Source organism: Streptomyces sp. NPDC059092 (genome assembly GCF_042756365.1).
Classification (GTDB): domain Bacteria; phylum Actinomycetota; class Actinomycetes; order Streptomycetales; family Streptomycetaceae; genus Streptomyces.
In genome coordinates this window covers 19098-40390 of sequence record NZ_JBHZEJ010000003.1, presented here as the reverse complement: position 1 = coordinate 40390, position 21293 = coordinate 19098, and the positions used below count along the sequence as shown (strand labels likewise).

20 protein-coding genes are annotated in these 21293 nt (G+C 72.4%); 13 read left to right on the top strand and 7 right to left on the bottom strand.

All coding sequences use genetic code 11. The features are described 5' to 3' along the window. Positions 1 to 4: 4 nt before the first annotated feature. Together pucL and ACFXPL_RS02745 are read left to right on the top strand one after the other, a co-directional pair. On the top strand, positions 5 to 958 hold the full coding sequence (pucL, locus tag ACFXPL_RS02750; RefSeq protein WP_384911345.1) for a factor-independent urate hydroxylase: 954 nt from the start codon (positions 5 to 7) through the stop codon (positions 956 to 958). A gap of 63 nt (positions 959 to 1021) precedes the next feature. Continuing rightward, positions 1022 to 2395, top strand: a complete 1374-nt coding sequence (locus ACFXPL_RS02745) for an 8-oxoguanine deaminase (RefSeq protein ID WP_384911342.1) — start codon at positions 1022 to 1024, stop codon at positions 2393 to 2395. A gap of 77 nt (positions 2396 to 2472) precedes the next feature. On the opposite strand, the gene ACFXPL_RS02740 is transcribed toward ACFXPL_RS02745, so the two are convergent. From ACFXPL_RS02740 to ACFXPL_RS02725, 4 genes are all read right to left on the bottom strand, one after another. Next, positions 2473 to 3279 (bottom strand): chitosanase, encoded by an 807-nt coding sequence (locus ACFXPL_RS02740; RefSeq protein ID WP_384911339.1) that lies wholly within the window; start codon positions 3277 to 3279, stop codon positions 2473 to 2475. Between the two features lie 171 nt (positions 3280 to 3450). Further along, positions 3451 to 4047, bottom strand: coding sequence for a TIGR03086 family metal-binding protein (locus tag ACFXPL_RS02735; RefSeq protein WP_384911336.1), 597 nt, complete (start codon positions 4045 to 4047; stop codon positions 3451 to 3453). 74 nt (positions 4048 to 4121) lie between these two features. Then, a complete protein-coding gene (aceB, locus tag ACFXPL_RS02730; RefSeq protein ID WP_384911333.1) occupies positions 4122 to 5753 on the bottom strand; it encodes a malate synthase A in 1632 nt (543 codons plus the stop codon). 148 nt (positions 5754 to 5901) lie between these two features. Then, positions 5902 to 6600 (bottom strand): NTP transferase domain-containing protein, encoded by a 699-nt coding sequence (locus tag ACFXPL_RS02725; protein WP_384911330.1) that lies wholly within the window; start codon positions 6598 to 6600, stop codon positions 5902 to 5904. Positions 6601 to 6911: 311 nt separating this feature from the next. Here ACFXPL_RS02725 and ACFXPL_RS02720 point away from each other — a divergent pair, with 311 nt between their 5' ends. Further along, positions 6912 to 7229, top strand: coding sequence for a DUF5955 family protein (locus tag ACFXPL_RS02720; RefSeq protein ID WP_384911327.1), 318 nt, complete (start codon positions 6912 to 6914; stop codon positions 7227 to 7229). 83 nt (positions 7230 to 7312) lie between these two features. Here the strand turns inward: ACFXPL_RS02720 and ACFXPL_RS02715 are convergent, their stop codons facing one another. Next, positions 7313 to 8125, bottom strand: a complete 813-nt coding sequence (locus tag ACFXPL_RS02715; RefSeq protein ID WP_384911324.1) for an IclR family transcriptional regulator — start codon at positions 8123 to 8125, stop codon at positions 7313 to 7315. 294 nt (positions 8126 to 8419) lie between these two features. Here ACFXPL_RS02715 and allB point away from each other — a divergent pair, with 294 nt between their 5' ends. The 4 genes from allB (at position 8420) to ACFXPL_RS02695 (ending at position 12996) form a co-directional block, all read left to right on the top strand. Further along, positions 8420 to 9784, top strand: coding sequence for an allantoinase AllB (gene allB / locus ACFXPL_RS02710; protein ID WP_384911321.1), 1365 nt, complete (start codon positions 8420 to 8422; stop codon positions 9782 to 9784). Positions 9785 to 9787: 3 nt separating this feature from the next. After that, positions 9788 to 10951 (top strand): allantoicase, encoded by a 1164-nt coding sequence (alc, locus tag ACFXPL_RS02705; protein ID WP_384911318.1) that lies wholly within the window; start codon positions 9788 to 9790, stop codon positions 10949 to 10951. Positions 10952 to 11074: 123 nt separating this feature from the next. Then, the gene (locus ACFXPL_RS02700; protein WP_384911313.1) at positions 11075 to 12301 is read left to right on the top strand and encodes a sensor histidine kinase; all 1227 of its coding nucleotides are present in this window, start codon (positions 11075 to 11077) and stop codon (positions 12299 to 12301) included. Next, entirely contained in the window at positions 12298 to 12996 is a 699-nt protein-coding gene (locus ACFXPL_RS02695) for a response regulator (protein ID WP_384911310.1), read from the top strand. Before ACFXPL_RS02700 ends, ACFXPL_RS02695 begins: the two co-directional genes overlap by 4 nt. A 46-nt stretch (positions 12997 to 13042) precedes the next feature. Here the strand turns inward: ACFXPL_RS02695 and ACFXPL_RS02690 are convergent, their stop codons facing one another. Beyond that, entirely contained in the window at positions 13043 to 14047 is a 1005-nt protein-coding gene (locus ACFXPL_RS02690) for a Gfo/Idh/MocA family oxidoreductase (RefSeq protein WP_384911307.1), read from the bottom strand. Between the two features lie 100 nt (positions 14048 to 14147). Here ACFXPL_RS02690 and ACFXPL_RS02685 point away from each other — a divergent pair, with 100 nt between their 5' ends. The 6 genes from ACFXPL_RS02685 (at position 14148) to ACFXPL_RS02660 (ending at position 20044) form a co-directional block, all read left to right on the top strand. Then, on the top strand, positions 14148 to 15041 hold the full coding sequence (locus tag ACFXPL_RS02685) for a GntR family transcriptional regulator (protein ID WP_384911304.1): 894 nt from the start codon (positions 14148 to 14150) through the stop codon (positions 15039 to 15041). Between the two features lie 150 nt (positions 15042 to 15191). Then, entirely contained in the window at positions 15192 to 16205 is a 1014-nt protein-coding gene (locus tag ACFXPL_RS02680; protein ID WP_384911301.1) for a sugar ABC transporter substrate-binding protein, read from the top strand. Beyond that, positions 16202 to 17224: an ABC transporter permease gene (locus ACFXPL_RS02675; RefSeq protein ID WP_384911298.1), complete on the top strand. Its 1023-nt coding sequence runs from the start codon at positions 16202 to 16204 to the stop codon at positions 17222 to 17224. Before ACFXPL_RS02680 ends, ACFXPL_RS02675 begins: the two co-directional genes overlap by 4 nt. After that, a complete protein-coding gene (locus ACFXPL_RS02670; protein ID WP_384911295.1) occupies positions 17221 to 18036 on the top strand; it encodes an ATP-binding cassette domain-containing protein in 816 nt (271 codons plus the stop codon). Before ACFXPL_RS02675 ends, ACFXPL_RS02670 begins: the two co-directional genes overlap by 4 nt. Before the next feature lie 251 nt (positions 18037 to 18287). Beyond that, positions 18288 to 19445: an ROK family glucokinase gene (locus ACFXPL_RS02665; RefSeq protein ID WP_384911292.1), complete on the top strand. Its 1158-nt coding sequence runs from the start codon at positions 18288 to 18290 to the stop codon at positions 19443 to 19445. After that, positions 19442 to 20044: a hypothetical protein gene (locus ACFXPL_RS02660; RefSeq protein ID WP_384911289.1), complete on the top strand. Its 603-nt coding sequence runs from the start codon at positions 19442 to 19444 to the stop codon at positions 20042 to 20044. Before ACFXPL_RS02665 ends, ACFXPL_RS02660 begins: the two co-directional genes overlap by 4 nt. 46 nt (positions 20045 to 20090) lie before the next feature. Here the strand turns inward: ACFXPL_RS02660 and ACFXPL_RS02655 are convergent, their stop codons facing one another. After that, entirely contained in the window at positions 20091 to 21290 is a 1200-nt protein-coding gene (locus ACFXPL_RS02655; protein ID WP_384911286.1) for an FAD-dependent oxidoreductase, read from the bottom strand. Positions 21291 to 21293 lie beyond the last annotated feature (3 nt).

The following is a 21293-nucleotide window of genomic DNA, read 5'->3' as shown; positions in this document are numbered from 1 at the left end:
CCACATGACCGACCTCTCCCGCCCGACGGGCCAGGCCCGCCCGGCGGTACTCGGCCAGAACCAGTACGGCAAGGCGGAGAACCGCGTCGTCCGGATCACCCGGGACGGCGCCACCCACCACATCAAGGACCTGAACGTCTCCGTCGCGCTCGAAGGCGACATGGACGACGTCCACTACTCGGGCTCCAACGCCCATGTCCTGCCGACCGACACCACCAAGAACACGGTGTACGCGTTCGCCAAGGAGTACGGCATCGAGTCGGCCGAGCGGTTCGGCATCCATCTCGCCCGGCACTTCGTGACCAGCCAGGAGCCGATCCACCGGGCGTGTGTCCGGATCGAGGAGTACGCCTGGGAGCGCATCGGGGCGGCCGAGGACGGTCCGGGCGACGAGCCCCGGCACTCGTTCGTCCGCCGGGGCCAGGAGACACGCGTCGCCCGGATCACCTTCGACGGCGAGAGCTGGCAGGTCGTCTCGGGCCTCAAGGACCTGACCGTGCTGAACTCGACCCACTCCGAGTTCCGGGGTTACGCCAAGGACAAGTACACGACGCTCAAGGAGTCCTACGACCGGATCCTCGCCACCGACGTCTCCGCGCGGTGGCGTTACGGCTGGACGGGCGGCGAGGAGTCCATGCCGGAGTGGGACACCTCGTACGCGCGGGCCAAGGAGCACATCCTCCGGGCCTTCGCCGAGACGTACTCCCTCTCCCTCCAGCAGACCCTGTACCAGATGGGCGCGCGGGTCATCGACCACCGTGCCGAGATCGACGAGATCCGCTTCGCGCTGCCGAACAAGCACCACTTCCTGGCCGATCTGTCGCCCTTCGGGCTGACCAACGACACCGGCGACGGGGCGGTCTACCTCGCGGCGGACCGGCCGTACGGCCTGATCGAGGCCACCGTTCTGCGGGACGGGGCGGAGCCGGGCATACCGGCGGAGCTGACCCACCTGTGAGCCCGTGCGCGCGTCCGCTCCCAGCCCGTCAGCCCCACCCATGAGCCCGTGAGAGGAACCGCCGTGGCCACGTCACGCATCGTCATCGAGAACTGCGCCATCGCGACCGTGGACGCGCACGACACCGAGTACGCCTCGGGCCATGTCGTCGTCGCCGGCAACCGGATCGAGTCGGTCGGCGCCGGCCCCGCCCCCTCCGGGCTGGAAGGCGTCGTCCGCCGTGTCGACGGCACCGGCCACCTGCTCACCCCCGGCCTGGTCAACACCCACCACCACTTCTACCAGTGGATCACCCGCGGCCTCGCCACCGACCACAACCTCTTCGACTGGCTCGTCGCCCTCTACCCGACCTGGGCGCGGATCGACGAGCCGATGGTCCGCGCCGCGGCGGGCGGCTCCCTCGCGATGATGGCCCGCGGCGGGGTCACCACAGCGATGGACCACCACTACGTCCACCCGCGCGGCTCCGGCGATCTGTCCGGCGCGATCATCGGCGCCGCTACGGAGACGGGCGTACGGTTCACACTCGCCCGCGGCTCGATGGACCGCGGCGCGTCGGACGGCGGACTGCCCCCGGACTTCGCGGTCGAGTCCCTGGACGGCGCGCTCGCCGCGACCGAGGAGACCATCGACGCCCACCACGACGCGTCCTTCGACGCGATGACCCAGGTCGCCGTCGCGCCGTGCTCGCCCTTCTCCGTCTCCACCGAACTGATGCGGCAGGGAGCGGAGTTGGCCCGCCGCAAGGGGGTAAGGCTGCACACCCACGGCAGTGAGACGGTCGAGGAGGAGCAGTTCTGCAAGGAGCGGTTCGGGATGGGGCCGACGGAGTACTTCGAGTCGACCGGCTGGCTCGGCCCCGACGTGTGGATGGCCCACTGCGTCCACATGAACGACTCCGACATCGCCGCCTTCGCGCGCACGGGCACCGGAGTCGCCCACTGTCCGTCCTCCAACGCCCGCCTGGCGGCGGGGATCGCCCGGGTCCCCGACCTGCTCGCCGCCGGGGTCCCGGTCGGCCTCGGTGTCGACGGCACCGCCTCCAACGAATCCGGCGAACTCCACACCGAGTTGCGCAACGCACTGCTCGTCAACCGCCTCGGCGCCCACGGCGAACGGGCCATGACGGCCCGTCAGGCACTGCGCCTCGGCACGTACGGTGGCGCCCAAGTGCTGGGCCGCGAAAGGCAGATCGGCTCGATCGAGGTGGGCAAGCTCGCCGACCTGGTGCTCTGGAGGATGGACACCCTGGCCCACGCGTCCATCGCAGACCCGGTGACCGCGCTGGTCCTCGGGGCCGCCGCTCCCGTCACCCTCTCCCTGGTCGACGGCAGGGCCGTCGTCGAGGACAACCACCTGACCACCGTGGACGAGGTCGAACTCGCCCGGGCCACCAGGAGCGAGGCCCGGCGCCTCGCCCGGATCGCCGCCGGCTGATCCCACCGGAACGCCCGGTCGAGGGGGACGGCCCCGGCCCCGACCGGACCCCCGGGCCGGGTGCGTCGTCCGGGGCGCTACCCGTCGACGCGGTACGCGTCCCCGTACACCTTCCAGGCGAGCGGGGTGCGCAGAGCGAGGTTGCCGTCGTCCAGGAAGACACGCTGGGCCGTGTCGACGCGGCTGGTGTCGCTGTGGCCCCTCTCGCCGCGCATCGCGGTGACCCGCGCGTCCAGGAACGCGTCGAGATACTCCGTCTCGTCGCCCCCGCGCGCCGGGCTGTCGGCCTCCGCGAGCGCGTTCGCGCGGATCGTACGGAAACCGACCGTGCCCTTCGCGTCGGCGTAACCGTGCATCACATACGCGTCGTAGTAGATGAACTGCCCCAGCGCCCCGAGCCCGTCCGCCTTCGCCCGCGCCACGGCCGGGTCGAAGTAGATCCGGTCGCGCTCCTCGTCCTGGGCCGTCCGCATCCGGGGGTCCTCGGCCGCCTTCCGCCACGCGGTGGTGAAGGCGGAGCCGAGCCCGTCGTGCGAGTCACTGCCCTTCACCTCACGGAGCGCCGGCAGAAAACGCGCCAGCGCGTTGTCCGGCCGCGCCCGGGTGTAGCGCTCGACGACCCGCAGCAGATCGCCGCAGCCGGTGCAGAACCCGACCAGGCCGGCGGTGTAACCCCGGCCGTCGTCGATGTCCTCGATGTAGCGGTACTGGTCCTTCCAGTCGAGGGAGGAGTTCTCCGCGCTGGAGACCAGCCGCATGGCGATCTCCTTCTTCGCGGGATCGTCCAGCCCCGCCGAGGCCCCTTCGGCGGGGGTGCACGCGACACAGAGGGCCAGGACCGGCAGCAGGAGACGGAGCAGCGTGCGGCGGAGCGCGTGGATCACGTGACGGACCTTTCCCCCTGGTGTGCCCTGCGCGCACCGGCCTGCCACCGAGATTACGTGAAGGTCCTGGATGTTCCGGTATGGGTGCCGGACGGTGTACGCACCCTGCTGTACGGGGCGTTGCCGGACCCCCGTGGCAGGTTCGCGGCCATGGCCATGGCCAAGGCCCGGTCAGGCCCCCGGCCGCCAGTCGGGGTGCCGGCCGCTGAGGCCGATCACCCGGTCCAGCAGCGGGGCGTCCTCGGCCGTCGGCACCGGCGGGCCGAACACGGCGGACGCCCGGGGCCCGGCCTGCGACAGCATCCCGTACGACGCCCGCAGCCCCGCCTCGGCGGGGGCGTACGGCTGCCCGGTGGACCGCGCCAGGTCCCAGCCGTGGATCAGCACCTCGTCGAGCGCCACCAGACCGGCCACCGCGCCCGGCAGATCGACCCCGCCGACCCGGGTGTCCCCCTCCCACGCCCCGGGGGACCGCCACGCGGCGGCCATCGCGTCGAGCCGCCGGGGCAGTACCTCCCGCCAGTCCTCCGCCAGCACGAGCGGGGCGTCACCGGGCGCCGTGTCGGTCGTCGCCCCCAGCTCCTTGCGCGCGGCGTCCCCGAACGACACGGTCAGCCCCATGAGATGCGCCAGCACCTCCCGTACCGCGTACGCGGGGCACGGCGTGGGCCCGGACAACTGCTCCTCGGTGACACCGTCCACGACCCGGGCCGTCTCCTGGCAGACGGGTCCGAGATCGAGCGGCTCCCGCGTTCTGTCTCTGTCCATACCTGATGAGACCCCGCGAGCCGCCCGAACTCATCGCGGAAACGCCGTGCGTACGCTCCTGTCCCCTTCCCGGGTCAGCCGCGGAGCTGCTCGTACGCCGGGAGGGTGAGGAAGTCCGCGTAGTCGTCGTCGAGCGCGACCGTCAGCAGCAGGTCGTGGGCCTGCTGCCAGCGGCCCGCCGCGAAGGCATCCTCGCCGGTCTCGGCACGGATCGCGGCCAGTTCCTCGGCGGCGAGGGCGCGGGCCAGCTCCGGGGTGGCGCGGAGCGTCGTGCCCTCGTGGTCGAATTCCACCCCCGCGTTGATCCACTGCCAGATCTGCGAGCGGGAGATCTCCGCCGTGGCCGCGTCCTCCATCAGGTTGAAGATCGCGACCGCGCCCATGCCGCGCAGCCACGCCTCGATGTAGCGGATGCCGACCTGGACGGCGTTGCGCAGGCCCTCGTACGTGGGGCGGGCGTCCAGCGAGTCGATGGCGATCAGATCCCCGGCGGCCACGGAGACGTCTTCGCGCAGGCGGTCCTTCTGGTTCGGGCGGTCGCCCAGGACCGCGTCGAAGGAGGCCATGGCGATCGGCACCAGGTCCGGGTGGGCGACCCACGAGCCGTCGAAGCCGTCGGCCGCCTCGCGGTCCTTGTCGGCCCTGACCTTCTCGAAGGCGACCTTGTTGACCTCGGCGTCGTGCCGGGACGGGATGAACGCCGCCATACCGCCGATGGCGTGCGCGCCGCGCTTGTGGCAGGTGCGGACGAGGAGTTCGGTGTAGGCGCGCATGAACGGCGCCGTCATGGTGACCGCGTTGCGGTCCGGCAGGACGAACTTGGCGCCGCCGTCGCGGAAGTTCTTCACGATCGAGAAGAGATAGTCCCAGCGGCCCGCGTTGAGCCCGGAGGCGTGGTCGCGCAGCTCGTACAGGATCTCCTCCATCTCGTACGCCGCGGTGATCGTCTCGATCAGCACCGTCGCGCGGACCGTGCCCCGCGGAACGCCCACGTACTCCTGGGCGAAGACGAAGACGTCGTTCCAGAGGCGTGCCTCCAGGTGCGACTCCGTCTTCGGGAGGTAGAAGTACGGGCCCTTGCCCAGCTCGATCAGCCGCTCGGCGTTGTGGAAGAAGTACAGCCCGAAGTCGACCAGCGCGCCCGGCACCGGCTCGCCGTCCAGCACGAGATGACGCTCGGCGAGGTGCCAGCCGCGCGGGCGCATCACGACCGTCGCGAGGTCCGCCGCGTCCTTGAGGGCGTACGACTTGCCCGTGCGCGGGTCGGTGAAGTCGATGGAGCGCCGGTAGGCGTCGATCAGGTTGAGCTGACCGAGGACCACGTTCTCCCAGGTGGGCGCGGAGGCGTCCTCGAAGTCCGCGAGCCAGATCTTCGCGCCCGAGTTCAGCGCGTTGATCGTCATCTTGCGGTCGGTCGGGCCGGTGATCTCCACCCGGCGGTCGTTCAGCGCCTCGGGCGTCGGCGCGACCCGCCAGGAGTCGTCCTCGCGTACGGACGCGGTCTCCGGCAGGAAGTCCAGGCTGGAGGTACGGGCGATCCCGGCGCGGCGCTCGGCGCGGCGGGCGAGCAGCTCGTCCCGGCGGGGGGTGAACCGCCGGTGCAGCTCCGCCACGAACGCGAGGGCCGCGTCGGTCAGTACCTCGTCCTGGCGGGGCAGGGGTTCGGCATCGACGAGGGCCAGCGGGGAGGGCGCTGGTGCGGACATGAGCTGTCACTCCTTCACGAGCGGCGCGGGCGGCGGGGGCGCCGTGGCGGCCGGCGTACGGTCGAGCGCACCGTTCGAAGTGTCGGGCGCTTCTGACCTGTGGATAATAGTTTCCTCATGGTGGAACTTCAATGCTTTGTTGATGTTCTCACTCCGTTTCGGGTGCCCTCCCTTTCCCGATGCCGCCGCTCTCCGGGGCGACACCTGTTTCAAGGTGCGACAGATCCTCCTCCGTGTCGATGTCGTACGGCAGGGCGACATCCCCGCACTCGACCAGAACGATGTCGCGCTCGCGCGCCTTCAGATAGGCGCGTGCCCCGCGGTCGCCCGTCGCATCCGCCGAGATCTCCGCCCAGCGGTCCGCGCCGAACAGCACGGGATGGCCGCGCCTCCCGCCGTACGCCGCCGACACCAGCGACCCGGGCCCCCGGTACGCGGCCACCACCCGGGCCACCGCCGCCGCGCCGATCCCCGGCTGGTCCACCAGCAGCACCAGAGCCGCCCGCGCGTCCGTGCCGGCCAGTGAGGCCAGCCCCGCGCGCAGCGAGGACCCCATTCCGCCGGCCCATCCGGGGTTGTCGACGAGGACGGCACCCGGCAGCACCGCCCGCTCCCGTACCTCCGGCGCGGACGCCCCCAGCACTACGTGCACCGGCGTGCACCCTCCCGCGCGCAAGGCGCGCGCCGCATGCTCCACCAGCGGCCGGCCCCGGTGCTCCAGCAGCGCCTTCGGCCGTCCGCCCAGCCGGCGGCCACCGCCCGCGGCGAGCAGCAGCCCGGCGACCGGCGGATCCGTGGCCTCGTACGCGTCCCCCTCGGGCGCGTCCGCGCCGTGTGTGTCTGGCATGGTCCCTGCTTACCGCACCGCGCGCCCGCGCGTCCCCTCCCGTACCGCGCCATCGCGCGCCCCCTCGCGCCTCTTCGCGCGGTGAATGTTCCGCGTGCGCCGGTGATCACCGGGAATTCCTTTCGCATTCCGGCCGTCTTCCCGCCGTATTCGGTCCGTGGAGTGGCGCCTGCCCTGCGTGATGGCGTTAACTTGCCCGCGAACCTCGGCGATTGACCACCGCCGAAGGGGAATCGTCCTATCAGGACGATGTCGCGTCCCGGCACGCGAGGAGTGCCGCGGAGCACGCGGCGAAAGCACGAGGGGGAGCTTTGTTGCGGAGCGTGGGGAAGTCGCCGGTGGTGGAGAACGGCGAGGACCCGAGAATTACCGGGCTGCACACGGCCGTGTCCCGGCTCCGGCGCGAACTGGCGGTCTATCCGTCGGAGTTCAAGGACCGCGCGATAGCCGAGGACGAACTGGCCGCGCTCGCCGCGATGGTGGCGAGCGGCGCGCCCGAGACCGCCCGGATGCGCCGCTCCCTGCTGCTGATCGTCGGTTCGATCGGCTCGGTCAGCGCCCTGGGCCCCGCGCTGATGGGCGTACGGAGCGCCGTCGACCTCTTCGGGGGCGTGCCGCGCCCCCGCTGACCGGCCAGGCCTCCGTCGGCCCTACGGCGCCGCTGACCGGCCAGGTCCGGTCTCCCCGGCGCCCTCGCCGGCCGTCCCCGCGGTCAGCCCTGTGACTGCTGCGCCGCCGTGTTCGCCAGCGCCGCCGAGAGATCGCGCGCGACCTCCAGCAGTACGGGCACGATCCGCTCCGTGGCCTCCTCCGTCACCCGGCCCGCCGGGCCCGAGATGGAGATGGCGGCGGCGGTGGGGGAGTCGGGCACCGGGACCGCCAGGCAGCGCACCCCGATCTCCTGCTCGTTGTCGTCGATCGCGTACCCCGCGCCGCGCACCGTCTCCAGCGCCGCCAGGAACGCGTCGGGCGTGGTGATCGTCTTCTCGGTGGCGGCCGGCATGCCCGTACGGGCCAGCAGGGCACGGACCTCCTCCGGCGGGACGTGCGAGAGCAGCGCCTTGCCCACGCCGGTGGAGTGCGGCAGCACCCGGCGGCCCACCTCGGTGAACATCCGCATCGAGTGCTTGGACGGCACCTGCGCGACGTACACGATCTCGTCGCCGTCGAGGAGCGCCATGTTCGCGGTCTCGCCGGTCTCCTCGACCAGCCGCGCCAGATAGGGCCTGGCCCAGGTCCCGAGCAGCCGGGACGCCGACTCGCCGAGCCGGATCAGGCGCGGGCCGAGCGCGTACCGCCGGTTGGCCTGCTGGCGTACGTAGCCACAGGCCACCAGCGTCCGCATCAGCCGGTGGATGGTGGGCAGCGGCAGGCCGCTGGTCGCGGAGAGCTCGCTGAGTCCGACCTCGCCGCCCGCGTCCGCCATCCGTTCGAGCAGGTCGAAGGCGCGCTCAAGGGACTGGACGCCACCGTTGCCGGAGGCGGATCTGGCGGCGTCGGGGCTGCTGGCGCTGGACGACGGCACGTCAACGGTCCTTTCGGGACGGGCGGACAAGCAAGCAGCCTATACCTGCCCCGGCGATCGGGCGGGTGGCCGGGGATGAGACGTCTCTGCCGGTCAGGGGGTGTTTGTCCGGGGTGTGCGCGGTCGCTTCGGATGGGTAGGGTGTTCTGGCTGGTGAAATCATTATTTCACGTTACGGAAACAACGGTGCGGGAAGTGGCCTTGACGAGGTGCGGTACGGAGTGAAGACTTCTTCAACAGTTCGTTGAAACGTGCCTCGTGGGGGCAGTCTCCCGGGGCCGGTGAGGAGTACGGGTGTCCGAGGTGAGCCTGCTGCTGCGGTCGACGCGCGTCATCACCCCCGAGGGCACACGGCCCGCCACGATCGCCGTCGCCGACGGCCGGATCACGGCCGTACTGCCGTACGGCGCGGGCGCTCCGTACGGTGCGGACACCCCGTACCGGGACCGGGCGACACCGGTCGAGGACGTCGGGGACGATGTCGTACTCCCCGGCCTCGTCGACACCCACGTCCATGTGAACGACCCGGGCCGCACCGCCTGGGAGGGGTTCTGGACCGCCACCCGCGCCGCCGCGGCCGGCGGCGTCACCACCCTGCTCGACATGCCGCTCAACTCGCTGCCGCCCACCACGACCGTCGCGCACCTGGGCGTCAAGCGGGACGTGGCCCGCGCCAAGGCCCATGTCGACGTCGGTTTCTGGGGCGGCGCAGTGCCGGACAACGTCAAGGACCTGCGCCCGCTCCACGACGCCGGGGTCTTCGGCTTCAAGTGCTTCCTGTCGCCGTCCGGCGTCGAGGAGTTCCCCGAGCTGGACCAGGAGCGCCTGGGCCGGGCCCTCACCGAGATCGCGGGCTTCGGCGGGCTGCTGATCGCGCACGCCGAGGACCCGCGTGAACTGGCCGCGGCGCCCGTGCGCGGTGGCCCCGCGTACGCCGACTTCCTCGCCTCCCGCCCGCGCGCCGCGGAGAACGCGGCCGTCACCCACCTGATCGCCGAGGCGAAACGGCTCGACGCCCGGGTGCACGTCCTGCACCTCTCGTCCTCGGACGTCCTGCCGCGGATCGCCGCCGCCCGGAGCGAGGGCGTCCGGATCACCGTCGAGTCCTGCCCGCACTTCCTCACCCTCACCGCGGAGGAGGTCCCCGACGGGGCCACCGAGTTCAAGTGCTGCCCGCCGATCCGCGAGGCCGCGAACCAGGACGCGCTCTGGCGGGGGCTGGCCGACGGCGTGATCGACTGCGTCGTCTCCGACCACTCGCCCTGCACCTCCGATCTCAAGACCCCCGACTTCGCCACCGCGTGGGGCGGCATCTCCTCGCTCCAGCTCGGCCTCCCGGCGGTCTGGACCGAGGCCCGCCGGCGCGGCCACACCCTGGAGGAGGTCGCGCGCTGGATGTCCGCGGCCCCCGCAGCGCTCGCGGGCCTGTCCGGGAAGGGCGCCGTCGAGGCGGGCCGCGACGCCGACTTCACGGTCCTCGCACCGGAGCGGACCTTCACCGTCGACCCGGCCGGACTGCACCACCGCAACCGGGTGACGGCGTACGCGGGCCGGACCCTGTACGGCGTGGTCACCTCGACCTGGCTGCGCGGCACCCGGATCTTCCACGACGGCGTCCTCGCCGAACCCTCAGGCCGACTGCTCGAAAGGAACCACTGAACCGTGTCCGACGCTCCGCCCCCCGCCGTGCCCGAAGCCCGCTTCACCGGTGACGCCCGCCCGTACGCCGGCGGCGACCCGTACGCCGACTACCGCACCGCCGGCCTCCCCTTCACACACCTCACCGATCTCGCCGACCGGCGGCTCGGCGCCGGGGTGCTCGCCGCCAACGACGAGTTCTTCGCCGAGCGCGAGAACCTGCTCAAGCCAGGCCCCGCCGTGTTCGACCCCGAGCACTTCGGCCACAAGGGCAAGATCATGGACGGCTGGGAGACCCGGCGCCGCCGCGGCGTTGCCGCCGGACGTCCGCACCCCGCCCCCGGGGACCACGACTGGGCGCTGGTCCGGCTCGGCGCGCCCGGGGTGATCCGCGGGATCGTCGTCGACACCGCGCACTTCCGCGGCAACTACCCGCAGTCCGTCTCCGTCGACGCCGTCTCGCTGCCCGGCACCCCGTCCCCGGAGGAACTGCTCGACCCCACCGTCGACTGGACGGTGCTCGTGCCCCGTACCGCCGTCGGCGGCCACGCCGCCAACGGCTTCGCGGTCGACGCCGGGCGGCGCTTCACCCACCTGCGCGTCAACCAGCACCCCGACGGCGGGATCGCCCGGCTGCGGGTGTACGGAGAGGTCGCGCCCGACCCTGCGTGGCTCGCCGCGCTCGGTACGTTCGACCTGCTCGCGCTGGAGAACGGCGGCACCGCCGAGGACGCCTCCGACCGCTTCTACTCGCCGCCGGCCAACACCATCGGCCCCGGCCGCTCCCGCCAGATGGACGACGGCTGGGAGACCAGGCGCCGCCGCGACCTCGACAACGACTGGATCCGCTACCGGCCGGCCGAACAGGGCGAGATCCGGGCCGTCGAGATCGACACGGCGTACCTCAAGGGGAACGCGGCGGGCTGGGCCGCCCTCTCCGTACGCGACACCGACACCGACGCGGGTGCGGCGGACGCGGACGCCGACGGCTGGACGGAGATCCTGCCCAGGACCCGGCTCCAGCCCGACACCAACCACCGCTTCGTGCTCCCGGTTCCCGCCGTCGCGACCGACGTACGCATCGACATCTACCCCGACGGCGGGATCTCGCGGCTCCGGCTCTTCGGCTCCCTCACGGAGCGCGGCGCGGCCCGGCTCGCCGCCCGCCACCGGGAACTGGGCGGCTGACCACGGCGCCGGGACCGGCGAAAGACGGGGGGCGCGCGACGAAAGCCGTCAGTCGCGCGACTTTGGTAGCTTCCGCGGCGCACCGGCGGCCGTACCGCCCGCCACCTCCGTAAGTTGGGTGGCATGACACGTACGGACTACCCCTGGCTGCTCCCCTCGGAGATGGTCGATCCCCGAGGCCCCGAGCTGCCGGGCGACCGCGGCCGGGCGCGGCCGCGCCGTACCGTGCGCGACTGGATCATCGACACCCTGATGTTCGTCATCGCCTCGGGCGTCGGTCTGCTCGCCGTCGAGACGGTCCAGAAGGCCGGCAACTCCGAGCTGGTCGACGCCTTCGACCTGACCGCGGGCCTCCTGGCCTGCTGCGCACTGTGGCTGCGACGGCGCCGGCCGGTGGAAGTCGCCGTCGCGCTCGCGGTCCTGGGCACGGTGGCCCCGCTCGCCGGGGGAGCCTCGCTCGTCGCGCTGTTCTGCGTCGCCGTGCACCGGACCTTCCGCCCCGTGCTGATCGTCAGCATGGTGGCCCTGGTGAGCGGAGTCGCCGCGGCGTACCTCCGCCCGGACCCGACCACCTCCTTCACCACCGCGCTCATCGCCACCGTGGTCCTGCTCCTGCTGGCGGTCGGCTGGGGCATGCTCGTACGGGCCAGACGCCAGCTCGTCGTCGCGCTGCGCGAGCGGGCGCTCCGCGCCGAGGCCGAGGCCGAACTCCGTGCCGAGCAGGCGCAGCGGCTCGCCAGGGAGGCCATCGCCCGCGAGATGCACGACGTGCTCGCGCACCGCCTGACACTGCTCAGCGTCCACGCGGGCGCCCTGGAGTTCCGGCCGAACGCCCCGGCCGCCGAGATCGCCGGGGCGGCCGGAGTGATCCGGGACAGCGCGCACGACGCCCTCCAGGACCTGCGCATGATCATCGGCGTGCTGCGGGCGCCCGACGGCGACGAGACCGAGCGCCCCCAGCCCACCCTGGCCACGCTCGACGCGCTGGTCGCCGAATCCCGCAGCGCCGGTATGGACGTCGACCTCGACAACCGGGTCACCGATCCCGCCGCCGTGCCCGCCGCCGTCGGCCGCACCGCCTACCGCATCGCACAGGAGGCGCTGACCAACGCCCGTAAACACGCGCCGGGCACCGGCTCCACCGTCGAGGTCAGCGGCGGCCCGGGGGACGGGCTCACCGTCGCGGTCCGCAACGCGGCGCCCACCGGCGAGGTGGAGAAGGTGCCCGGCTCGGGTCAGGGACTGATCGGGCTGACGGAGCGGGCCGCCCTGGCCGGTGGCCGGTTCGAGCACGGACCGACGGGGGACGGCGGATTCGCCGTCCGCGCTTGGCTACCGTGGGCCGCATGACCATCAGGCTGATCATCGTCGACGACGACCCGCTGGTCCGCGCCGGACTGACCTTCATGCTCGGCGGCGCCGACGACATCGAGATCGTGGGGGAGGGGGCGGATGGCACCGAGGTCGCCGCGCTGGTCGAACGGACCGCGCCCGACGTGGTGCTCATGGACATCCGGATGCCCGTCATGGACGGGCTGGCCGCCACGGAGGCGTTGCGCGGAGTTCCCGAAGCCCCCGAAGTTCTCGTCCTGACCACCTTCCACGCCGACGAACAGGTGGTGCGCGCGCTGCGCGCCGGGGCCGCCGGGTTCGTCCTCAAGGACACCCCGCCCGTCGAGATCGTCACCGCGGTGCGGCGGGTGGCGGCCGGCGACCCGGTGCTCTCACCCGCCGTCACCCGCCAGTTGATGACCCATGTGGCGGGCGCGGTTCCGGGCCCGGGCGCGGAACAGGCCGCCACCAGCCGCCGGGAGGGCGCCGCGGGCCGGCTCGCCACGCTCGGGGAACGGGAGAGGGAGGTCGCGCTCGCCGTCGGCCTCGGCCGGTCCAACGCGGAGATCGCCGCCGGTCTCTACATGAGCGTCCCCACCGTCAAGGCCCATGTCTCGCGCATCCTGGCCAAGCTCGGCCTCAACAACCGGGTTCAGATCGCCCTGCTGGTGCACGACGCGGACCTGGCGCCGGACGGTGGCGGCCCGTCCTGACGGAACCGGGCAGGGGGCTCGTCCTTGAGCCCCCTGCCCCACGCTCTCAGCCCCCGGCGATCTCCGTCAGCGCCACCGGACGGTGCTCGCCGCGCGACAGCTCGCACGCCTCCGCGATCCGCAGCGCGTGCAGAGCCTCCCGGCCGTCGCACGGATTGGCCAGCTCACCGTTGACGACCTTCACGAACGCGTCCAGCTCCGCCTCGTACGCGGGCGCGAACCGCTCCAGGAAGCCCGGCCACGGGTTGTCGCAGGCCGGCGGGCCCTTCGGCTCGGTCGAGGTGATCGGCGTACGGTCGTCGAGACCGACCGCGAACTGGTCCAGCTCGCCCGCGAGTTCCATCCGTACGTCGTAGCCCGCCCCGTTGCAGCGGGTGGAGGTCGCGGTCGCGAGCGTCCCGTCGTCCAGGGTCAGCACCGCCGCCGCCGTGTCGATGTCCCCCGCCTCGGCGAAGATCGCGGGACCCGCGTCCGAGCCCGTCGCGTACACCTCCACCACCTCGCGCCCGGTGACCCACCGCAGGATGTCGAAGTCATGGACCAGACAGTCCCGGTACAGGCCGCCGGAGAGCGGCAGGAACGAGGCGGGCGGCGGCGCCGGGTCCGAGGTGATCGCCCGTACGGTGTGCAGCCGGCCGAGCCGCCCCGACCGTACGAGCTCACGCGCCGCGCCGTACCCCGCGTCGAAGCGGCGCATGAAGCCGAGCTGGAGCACCGTGCCCGCCGACTCCACCTCGCGCAGCGCGGCCAGCGTGCCCGCCAGGTCCAGGGCGATGGGCTTCTCGCAGAAACACGGCAGTCCGGCCCGCGCGGCCCGGCTGATCAGTTCGGCGTGGGCCGAGGTCGCCGAGGTGATCACCACGGCGTCCACGCCCCACGCGAAGATCTCGTCCACGGAGGGCGCGGCCGTGGCGCCGATCCGCTCGGCGACCCGCGCCGCCCGTGCCGCGTCCATGTCCGCGACGACCAGGGAACCGACATCGCGATGGCGGTTGAGCACGTCCGCGTGGAAGGTGCCGATTCGGCCGGTGCCGATGAGTCCGATGCGCATGGCCCCAAGGTGGCCGGAGCCGATCACGGTGTCAAGGCTTTGTCCTGACAACCGGACTTCTCTACTTCCCGTCAACAGGGCATGGGGCTACGCTCGGCCCGTGCCCCATCAGCCGAGATCAGTCCCAACCGGACAGGATACGACCGGCCCGGCCGACCCCACAGGACCGGCCGACCCCACAGGCCCGGCCGACCCCACAGGCCCGGCCGACCCCACAGGCCCGGAGCCGGACCAGGCTCCGCCGCTCCGGCTCCGCGTCGACCGCACCAGTCCCGTACCGCTCTACTTCCAGCTCGCTCAGCAGCTGGAGGGGGCCATCGAGCGCGGCAGGCTCGCGCCCGGCAGCCTGCTCGGCAACGAGATCGAACTCGCGGCCCGGCTCGGACTCTCCCGCCCGACCGTCCGCCAGGCCATCCAGTCCCTCGTCGACAAGGGACTGCTCGTACGCCGCCGGGGCGTCGGCACCCAGGTCGTGCACAGCCAGGTCAAACGCCCGCTGGAGCTGAGCAGCCTCTACGACGACCTGGAGGCGGCCGGCCAGCGCCCCGCCACCCGCGTCCTGCGCAACACCCCGTACCCCGCCACCGCCGAGGTCGCCGCGGCGCTCGGGGTACCGGAGGGCACGGAGGTGCTCCTCGTGGAGCGGCTGCGGTACGCGCACGACGAGCCGATGGCCCATCTCCGCAACTACCTGCCCGCCGGCCTCCTCGGCGGCGACGGCCACGGTGACGGCGGCACGGAACGCCTCGAAGCCACCGGCCTCTACCGGATGCTGCGCTCCGCCGGGATCACCCTGCACAGCGCGCGCCAGACGGTCGGGGCGCGGGCCGCCACCGCCGAGGAGGCCGAGCTGCTGACCGAGCCGGCCGGGGCGCCGCTGCTCACCATGGAGCGGACCGCCTTCGACGACACGGGGCGGGCGGTGGAGTTCGGCTCGCACATCTACCGGGCCTCGCGGTACTCCTTCGAGTTCCAGCTCCTCGTCCGTACGTAGCCGCCCCGCCACCGCCCCGCCACGGCCCTGTCATCGCTGCGCGGTACCCGCCGACCACCCCCCGACCGGCCATGACCGATACTTGGGCGGCCGGGTTCCAGGGACGAGCCCCGGCCGCACCGAGGAGTACCGCGAGAAGGGCACGGCGTCGTGGCAAGGGTTCGGACAGGGGTACGCGCACTGAGCGCCGTACTGGCGGCGGTGCTCGGGGCCACGGCCCTCGCCGGATGCAGCAGTACGGGCGGCAAGCGCGCGGAGGAGCGGGCCCAGCAGGCCGCCCAGGGGCGGTCCGCGGTGGACACGCCCCGGTGGACCGTGGCCATGGTCACCCACTCGGGCAGCGGCGACACCTTCTGGGACATCGTGCAGAACGGTGCCAAGCAGGCCGCGGTCAAGGACAACATCAAGTTCCTCTACGCCAACAGCGACGAGGGCCAGCAGCAGGCGCAGCTCGTGCAGTCCTACATCGACAAGAAGGTCGACGGGCTGATCGTCACGCTCGCCAAGCCCGACGCCATGAAGGCCGTCGTCGACCGGGCCGTCCGGGCCGGCATCCCGGTGATCACCGTGAACTCCGGCGCAGCCGAGTCCAAGAAGTTCGGCGCGCTCACCCACGTCGGCCAGGACGAGACCATCGCCGGCGAGGCCGTCGGCGAGGAACTCGACCGGCGCGGCAAGAAGAAGGCGCTCTGCGTCATCCACGAACAGGGCAACGTCGGCCACGAGCAGCGCTGCGCCGGGGCGCGGAAGACCTTCGACGGGCAGTTGCAGAACCTGTACGTCGACGGCACCAACATGCCCGACGTCCAGGCGTCCATCGAGGCCAAGCTCCAGACCGACCGGTCCGTCGACGCCGTCGTCACCCTGGGCGCGCCCTTCGCGGACGCCGCCGTCAAGGCCAAGGAGACCGCGGGCAGCAAGGCCGAGGTCGACACCTTCGACCTCAACGCCAAGGTCGCCTCCTCGCTGACCTCCGGCGCCCTCGGCTTCGCCGTCGACCAGCAGCCCTACCTCCAGGGGTACGAGGCGGTCGACCTGCTCTGGCTCTACCGCTACAACGCCGATGTCCTCGGCGGTGGACGCCCGGTCCTCACCGGACCGCAGATCATCACCAAGAAGGACGCGGGCGCGCTGGAGAAGTACGCGGAGCGGGGCACCCGGTGAGCACCGACGAACGCCTGCTCCACACCTCCCCGCTCCGTAAGCTCCTCGGCCGGCCCGAGCTGGGCTCGGTCGTCGGCGCGGCGGCCGTCTTCCTCTTCTTCGCCTTCGTCGCGGACTCGTTCCTCCAGCTCTCCAGCTTCGGCACGGTCCTGTACGCGGCGTCCACGATCGGCATCATGGCCGTCCCGGTGGCGCTGCTGATGATCGGCGGCGAGTTCGACCTCTCGGCCGGCGTGATGGTGACCAGCTCCGCGCTGGTCTCCTCGATGTTCAGCTACCAGATGACGGCGAACGTCTGGGTCGGCGTCCTGGTGTCGCTGCTGGTCACGCTGGCGTTCGGAGTCTTCAACGGGGTCATGCTGACCCGGACGAAACTCCCGAGCTTCATCATCACCCTCGGCACGTTCCTGATGCTCACCGGCCTCAACCTCGGTGTGACGAAGCTGGTCAGCGGCACCGTCTCGACCAAGACGATCAGCAACATGGAGGGCTTCCCCTCGGCCCGCAAGGTCTTCGCCTCCCAGCTCACCATCGGTGACATCGACCTGAAGGTCACCATCCTGTGGTGGGCCGGGCTGGTCGCGCTCGCCACCTGGATCCTGCTGCGCACCCGCCTCGGCAACTGGATCTTCGCGGTGGGCGGCAACGCGGACGCCGCCCGCGCCGTCGGCGTACCGGTGGAGCGGACCAAGATCCTGCTCTACATGGGCGTGGCCTTCTGCGCCTGGGTCGCCGGGCAGCACCTGCTCTTCTCGTTCGACGTCGTCCAGTCCGGTGAGGGCGTCGGCAACGAGCTGATCTACATCATCGCGGCCGTCATCGGCGGCTGTCTGATCACCGGCGGCTACGGCTCGGCGATCGGCTCCGCCGTCGGCGCGTTCATCTTCGGCATGACGAGCAAGGGCATCGTGTACGCCGAGTGGAACCCGGACTGGTTCAAGTTCTTCCTCGGAGCGATGCTCCTTCTGGCCACCCTGCTCAACGCGTGGGTGCGCAAGCGCGCGGAGGCGTCACGATGACCGCACTCGTCGAACTGGACGACGTCAGCAAGCACTACGGCAACATCCGCGCCCTGGAGGGCGTCTCGCTGGAGGTGCACGCCGGGGAGATCACCTGTGTGCTGGGCGACAACGGCGCGGGGAAGTCCACCCTCATCAAGATCATCTCCGGGCTGCACGGCCATGACGCCGGCGACTTCCTGATCGACGGCGAGAAGGCGGCGCTCTCCTCCCCGCGCGACGCGCTGGACCGGGGCATCGCCACCGTCTACCAGGACCTCGCCGTCGTCCCCCTGATGCCGGTCTGGCGGAACTTCTTCCTCGGCTCGGAGCCGAGGAAGGGGTTCGGGCCCTTCAAACGGCTCGACGTGGCGCGGATGCGCGAGACCACCCGCGCCGAGCTGCTGCGGATGGGCATCGACCTGCGCGACGTCGACCAGCCGATCGGCACCCTCTCCGGCGGCGAGCGCCAGTGCGTGGCCATCGCCCGAGCCGTCCACTTCGGCGCGAAGGTCCTCGTCCTGGACGAGCCGACCGCCGCCCTCGGGGTCAAACAGTCCGGCGTGGTCCTCAAGTACGTGGCCGCCGCCCGCGACGCGGGGCTCGGCGTGGTCCTCATCACGCACAACCCGCACCACGCGTATCTGGTGGGCGACCGTTTCGTCCTGCTCAAGCGCGGCGTCATGGCGGGCAGCCACACCAAGGACTCGATCACCCTGGACGAGCTGACCCGGCAGATGGCGGGCGGCTCCGAGCTGGCCGAACTGAGCCACGAGCTGGAACGCGCCCCCGCTCCCGAGCCGCCGCACCCGCCGGCGACGGACGAGGACTGATCCGGGGCGGCGCCGTACCCCCGTGCCGCGGCCGGGCGACGGCTACGGCGCCCCGCGCCGGGCCGCACAGCGACCCCGCCCGCCCCGGATGGCACAATCTGGCAGGGCGGACACCCGTCCGCCGCCGCTGCCCACCCGGGCCTGGCGGTCCCCGACCCCGCAGGGACGACACGACTCGTGCGAGCACCCAGCCGCCGCCCCACTCGGTACGGCACGACCGATCCGACGGACGACACACGAGGAGCGGGCCGATGAGTACGTACCGTGACCTCACGCACCGAGGCACCGCCCGCGCCACCGTCCTGCGGACCGTCGGCACCCGGGAGCGCCGCTCCCTGCTGACCGCGCCCCGCGTCCCGACCGTCGGCATCGACATCGGCGGTACGAAGGTGATGGCCGGGGTCGTCGACCCCGACGGCAACATCCTGGAGAAGATCAGGACCGAGACGCCGGACAAGTCGAAGAGCCCCCGCGTCGTCGAGGACACCATCGTCGAGCTGGTCCTCGACCTCTCCGACCGCCACGACGTGCACGCCGTCGGCATCGGCGCGGCCGGCTGGGTCGACGCCGACCGCTCCAAGGTGCTCTTCGCACCCCACCTCGCCTGGCGCGACGAACCCCTCAGGGACGCGCTCTCCTCCCGCCTCGCCGTCCCCGTCATGGTCGACAACGACGCCAACACCGCCGCCTGGGCCGAGTGGCGCTTCGGCGCGGGACGCGGCGAGGACCACCTCGTCATGATCACCCTGGGCACCGGCATCGGCGGCGCGATCCTGGAGGACGGCCGGGTCAAGCGCGGCAAGTTCGGCGTCGCGGGCGAGTTCGGCCACATGCAGGTCGTGCCCGGCGGCCACCGCTGCGCGTGCGGCAACCGCGGCTGCTGGGAGCAGTACAGCTCCGGCAACGCCCTCGTCCGCGAGGCCAGGGAGCTGGCCGCCGCCGACTCACCGGTCGCGTACAACATCATCGAACGCGTCAAGGGCAACGTCCAGGAGATCACGGGCCCCCTCATCACCGAGCTGGCCCGCGAGGGCGACGCCATGTGCGTCGAACTGTTCCAGGACATCGGCCAGTGGCTCGGCGTCGGCATCGCCAACCTCGCCGCCGCCCTCGACCCGTCCTGCTTCGTCATCGGCGGCGGCGTCAGCGCCGCGGACGACCTGCTCATCAACCCGGCCCGCGACGCCTTCCGCCGTAACCTCACCGGCCGCGGCTACCGCCCCGAGGCCAGGATCACCAAGGCGGAGCTGGGCCCCGAGGCGGGCATGGTCGGCGCCGCCGACCTCTCCCGGCTCGTCGCCCGGCGCTTCCGCCGCGCCAACCGCCGCCGCGTGGAGCGCCACGAGCGGTACGAGCGGTACGCGCAGGCCATCCGCACCGCCCGCCCCGGCCAGGAGCCGCCGGCATGACCGGGGACCAGCCGGGTACGGGCTCCGTGCCGGACCCGGAGGAGGCGGCCGTGATCGGACCCAAGCCGCCCGAGGACCGCCGCCACCGCAACCGCCGCCGCTGGCTGACGGCGATCGTCATCGTGCTGCTCATCGGTATCCCGGCCGGCTACCTCGCGATCTCGGCCGGCCAGAGCCGGGACAGCGGCCGGAACAAGGAGATCGAGTCCTCGGCCACCGGCCTCCAGGACCTGCGCCCGTCCAAGATGAAGAGGCGCGTCTTCGAGGTGCCGATCCCGTCGGGCGCCTCCCGGGTGCGCTACTTCGAGACGAGCAACTGGAAGACCAGCCGTCTCTACGTCCAGTTCGACGTGACCTCCGTACGGCTCGACACCTTCCTCTCGGAGATGGGGACCAGCCGCTCCGCGCTCAAGGACGGCACGATCACCATCACCCCCCGCGACCGGCACACCGTCGGCTGGGACTTCGACCTCCCCGGCCACGATCTGGCGGGCACCCACCACAGTCAGAGGAGCCCGCGCCCCAGCCAGGACGTCGTCGTGGACCTGACCGACCCGGGATTCCCCCGGGTGTACGTGGTCTCCACCACCACCCCGTGACCGGTCCGCCCCGGCCGGCGGCCGGGGCGGGAGCCGGGCGGGAGGCTCAGCCGTCCGCGCCGAAGCGGGGCGGCGTGTACGTCATCGCCTTCTCGAAGGGGCGCATCAGCAGGGACGACGGCGCGTAGCGCATCAGGGTGTTGCGCACCGCCATGGCCAGCGGGCGCTCCTCCTGCTCGTTCCTGCTGAGGGAGTACGAGTTGTCGACCAGCCACTTGGTACGGGCGCGGCGGGCCTCCTCGTACGCGCGCAGCCCGGCCACCGGGTCGGAGGCCGCCGCGCAGCACTTGGCCAGCACCACGGCGTCCTCGACCGCCGTGCTCCCGCCCTGGGCGAGCGCGGTCAGCATGGGGTGGGCGGCGTCCCCCAGCAGCGTCACAGGACCCTCGCCCCAGCGCTCCAGGAACGGCCGGTCCTGCGCGGGGACGGCGTGGACGGCCTCCTCGGGGGTGGCCCTGATCACCTCGCCGACCTCGGCCGCCCAGCCGTCGAAGGCACGGGCGACCTCGTCCTTGCCGCCCTTCCACTCGCGGGCCGACTCGGCGGACATGTTCCGCGTACCCCACCAGTAGGCGTGGCCCTGACCGATGTCGTGCAGCCCGAAGCGCTGCCCCCGGCCCCAGTAGTGGCCGTTGAAGCCAGGGGTGAGCCGCGGGTGGTCGAACGGGGTGACGGCGAGCCAGCACAGGTAGCCGGCCTCCCGGAGCGTCTCAGGGCCCGCCAGTTGCCGGCGGACGGCCGAGTGGATGCCGTCCGCGCCGATGAGCAGGTCGGCGCGGGCCTCCCGCCCGTCGGCGAAACGGACCCGTACCCCGTCCCCGTCGAGGGTGTAGCCCGTGGCGGCCGAGCCCAGGTGGACCGGGCAGTCCCCGGCCGCCTCCAGCAGGGCCGCCTGTAGCTCGCTGCGGGAGACGCACACGCTCGGGGCGCCCAGGCGCTCGGTGAGGTCCCGGTAGGGCAGGGTGGTGATCCGGCCGCCCGTGCTCGTCATCAGTTCGGCGGTCTCGATGGCCCGGCCGCGCTCCTCCAGGCGCAGATCGATGCCGAGGGAGGCCAGCGCCGTCATGGAGTTGGTCATGACGGACAGGGCGGTGCCCGCCGGGCGCAGCTCGGCCGCCCGCTCGTGGACCTCGACGTCGATGCCGACGCGGCGCAGGGTGACGGCGGCCGCGAGGCCGCCGATCCCGGCGCCCACGACGACCGCCGTTCTGCGACGGGTACCGCTCGTTCCGTTTCCGCTGCTCATGTG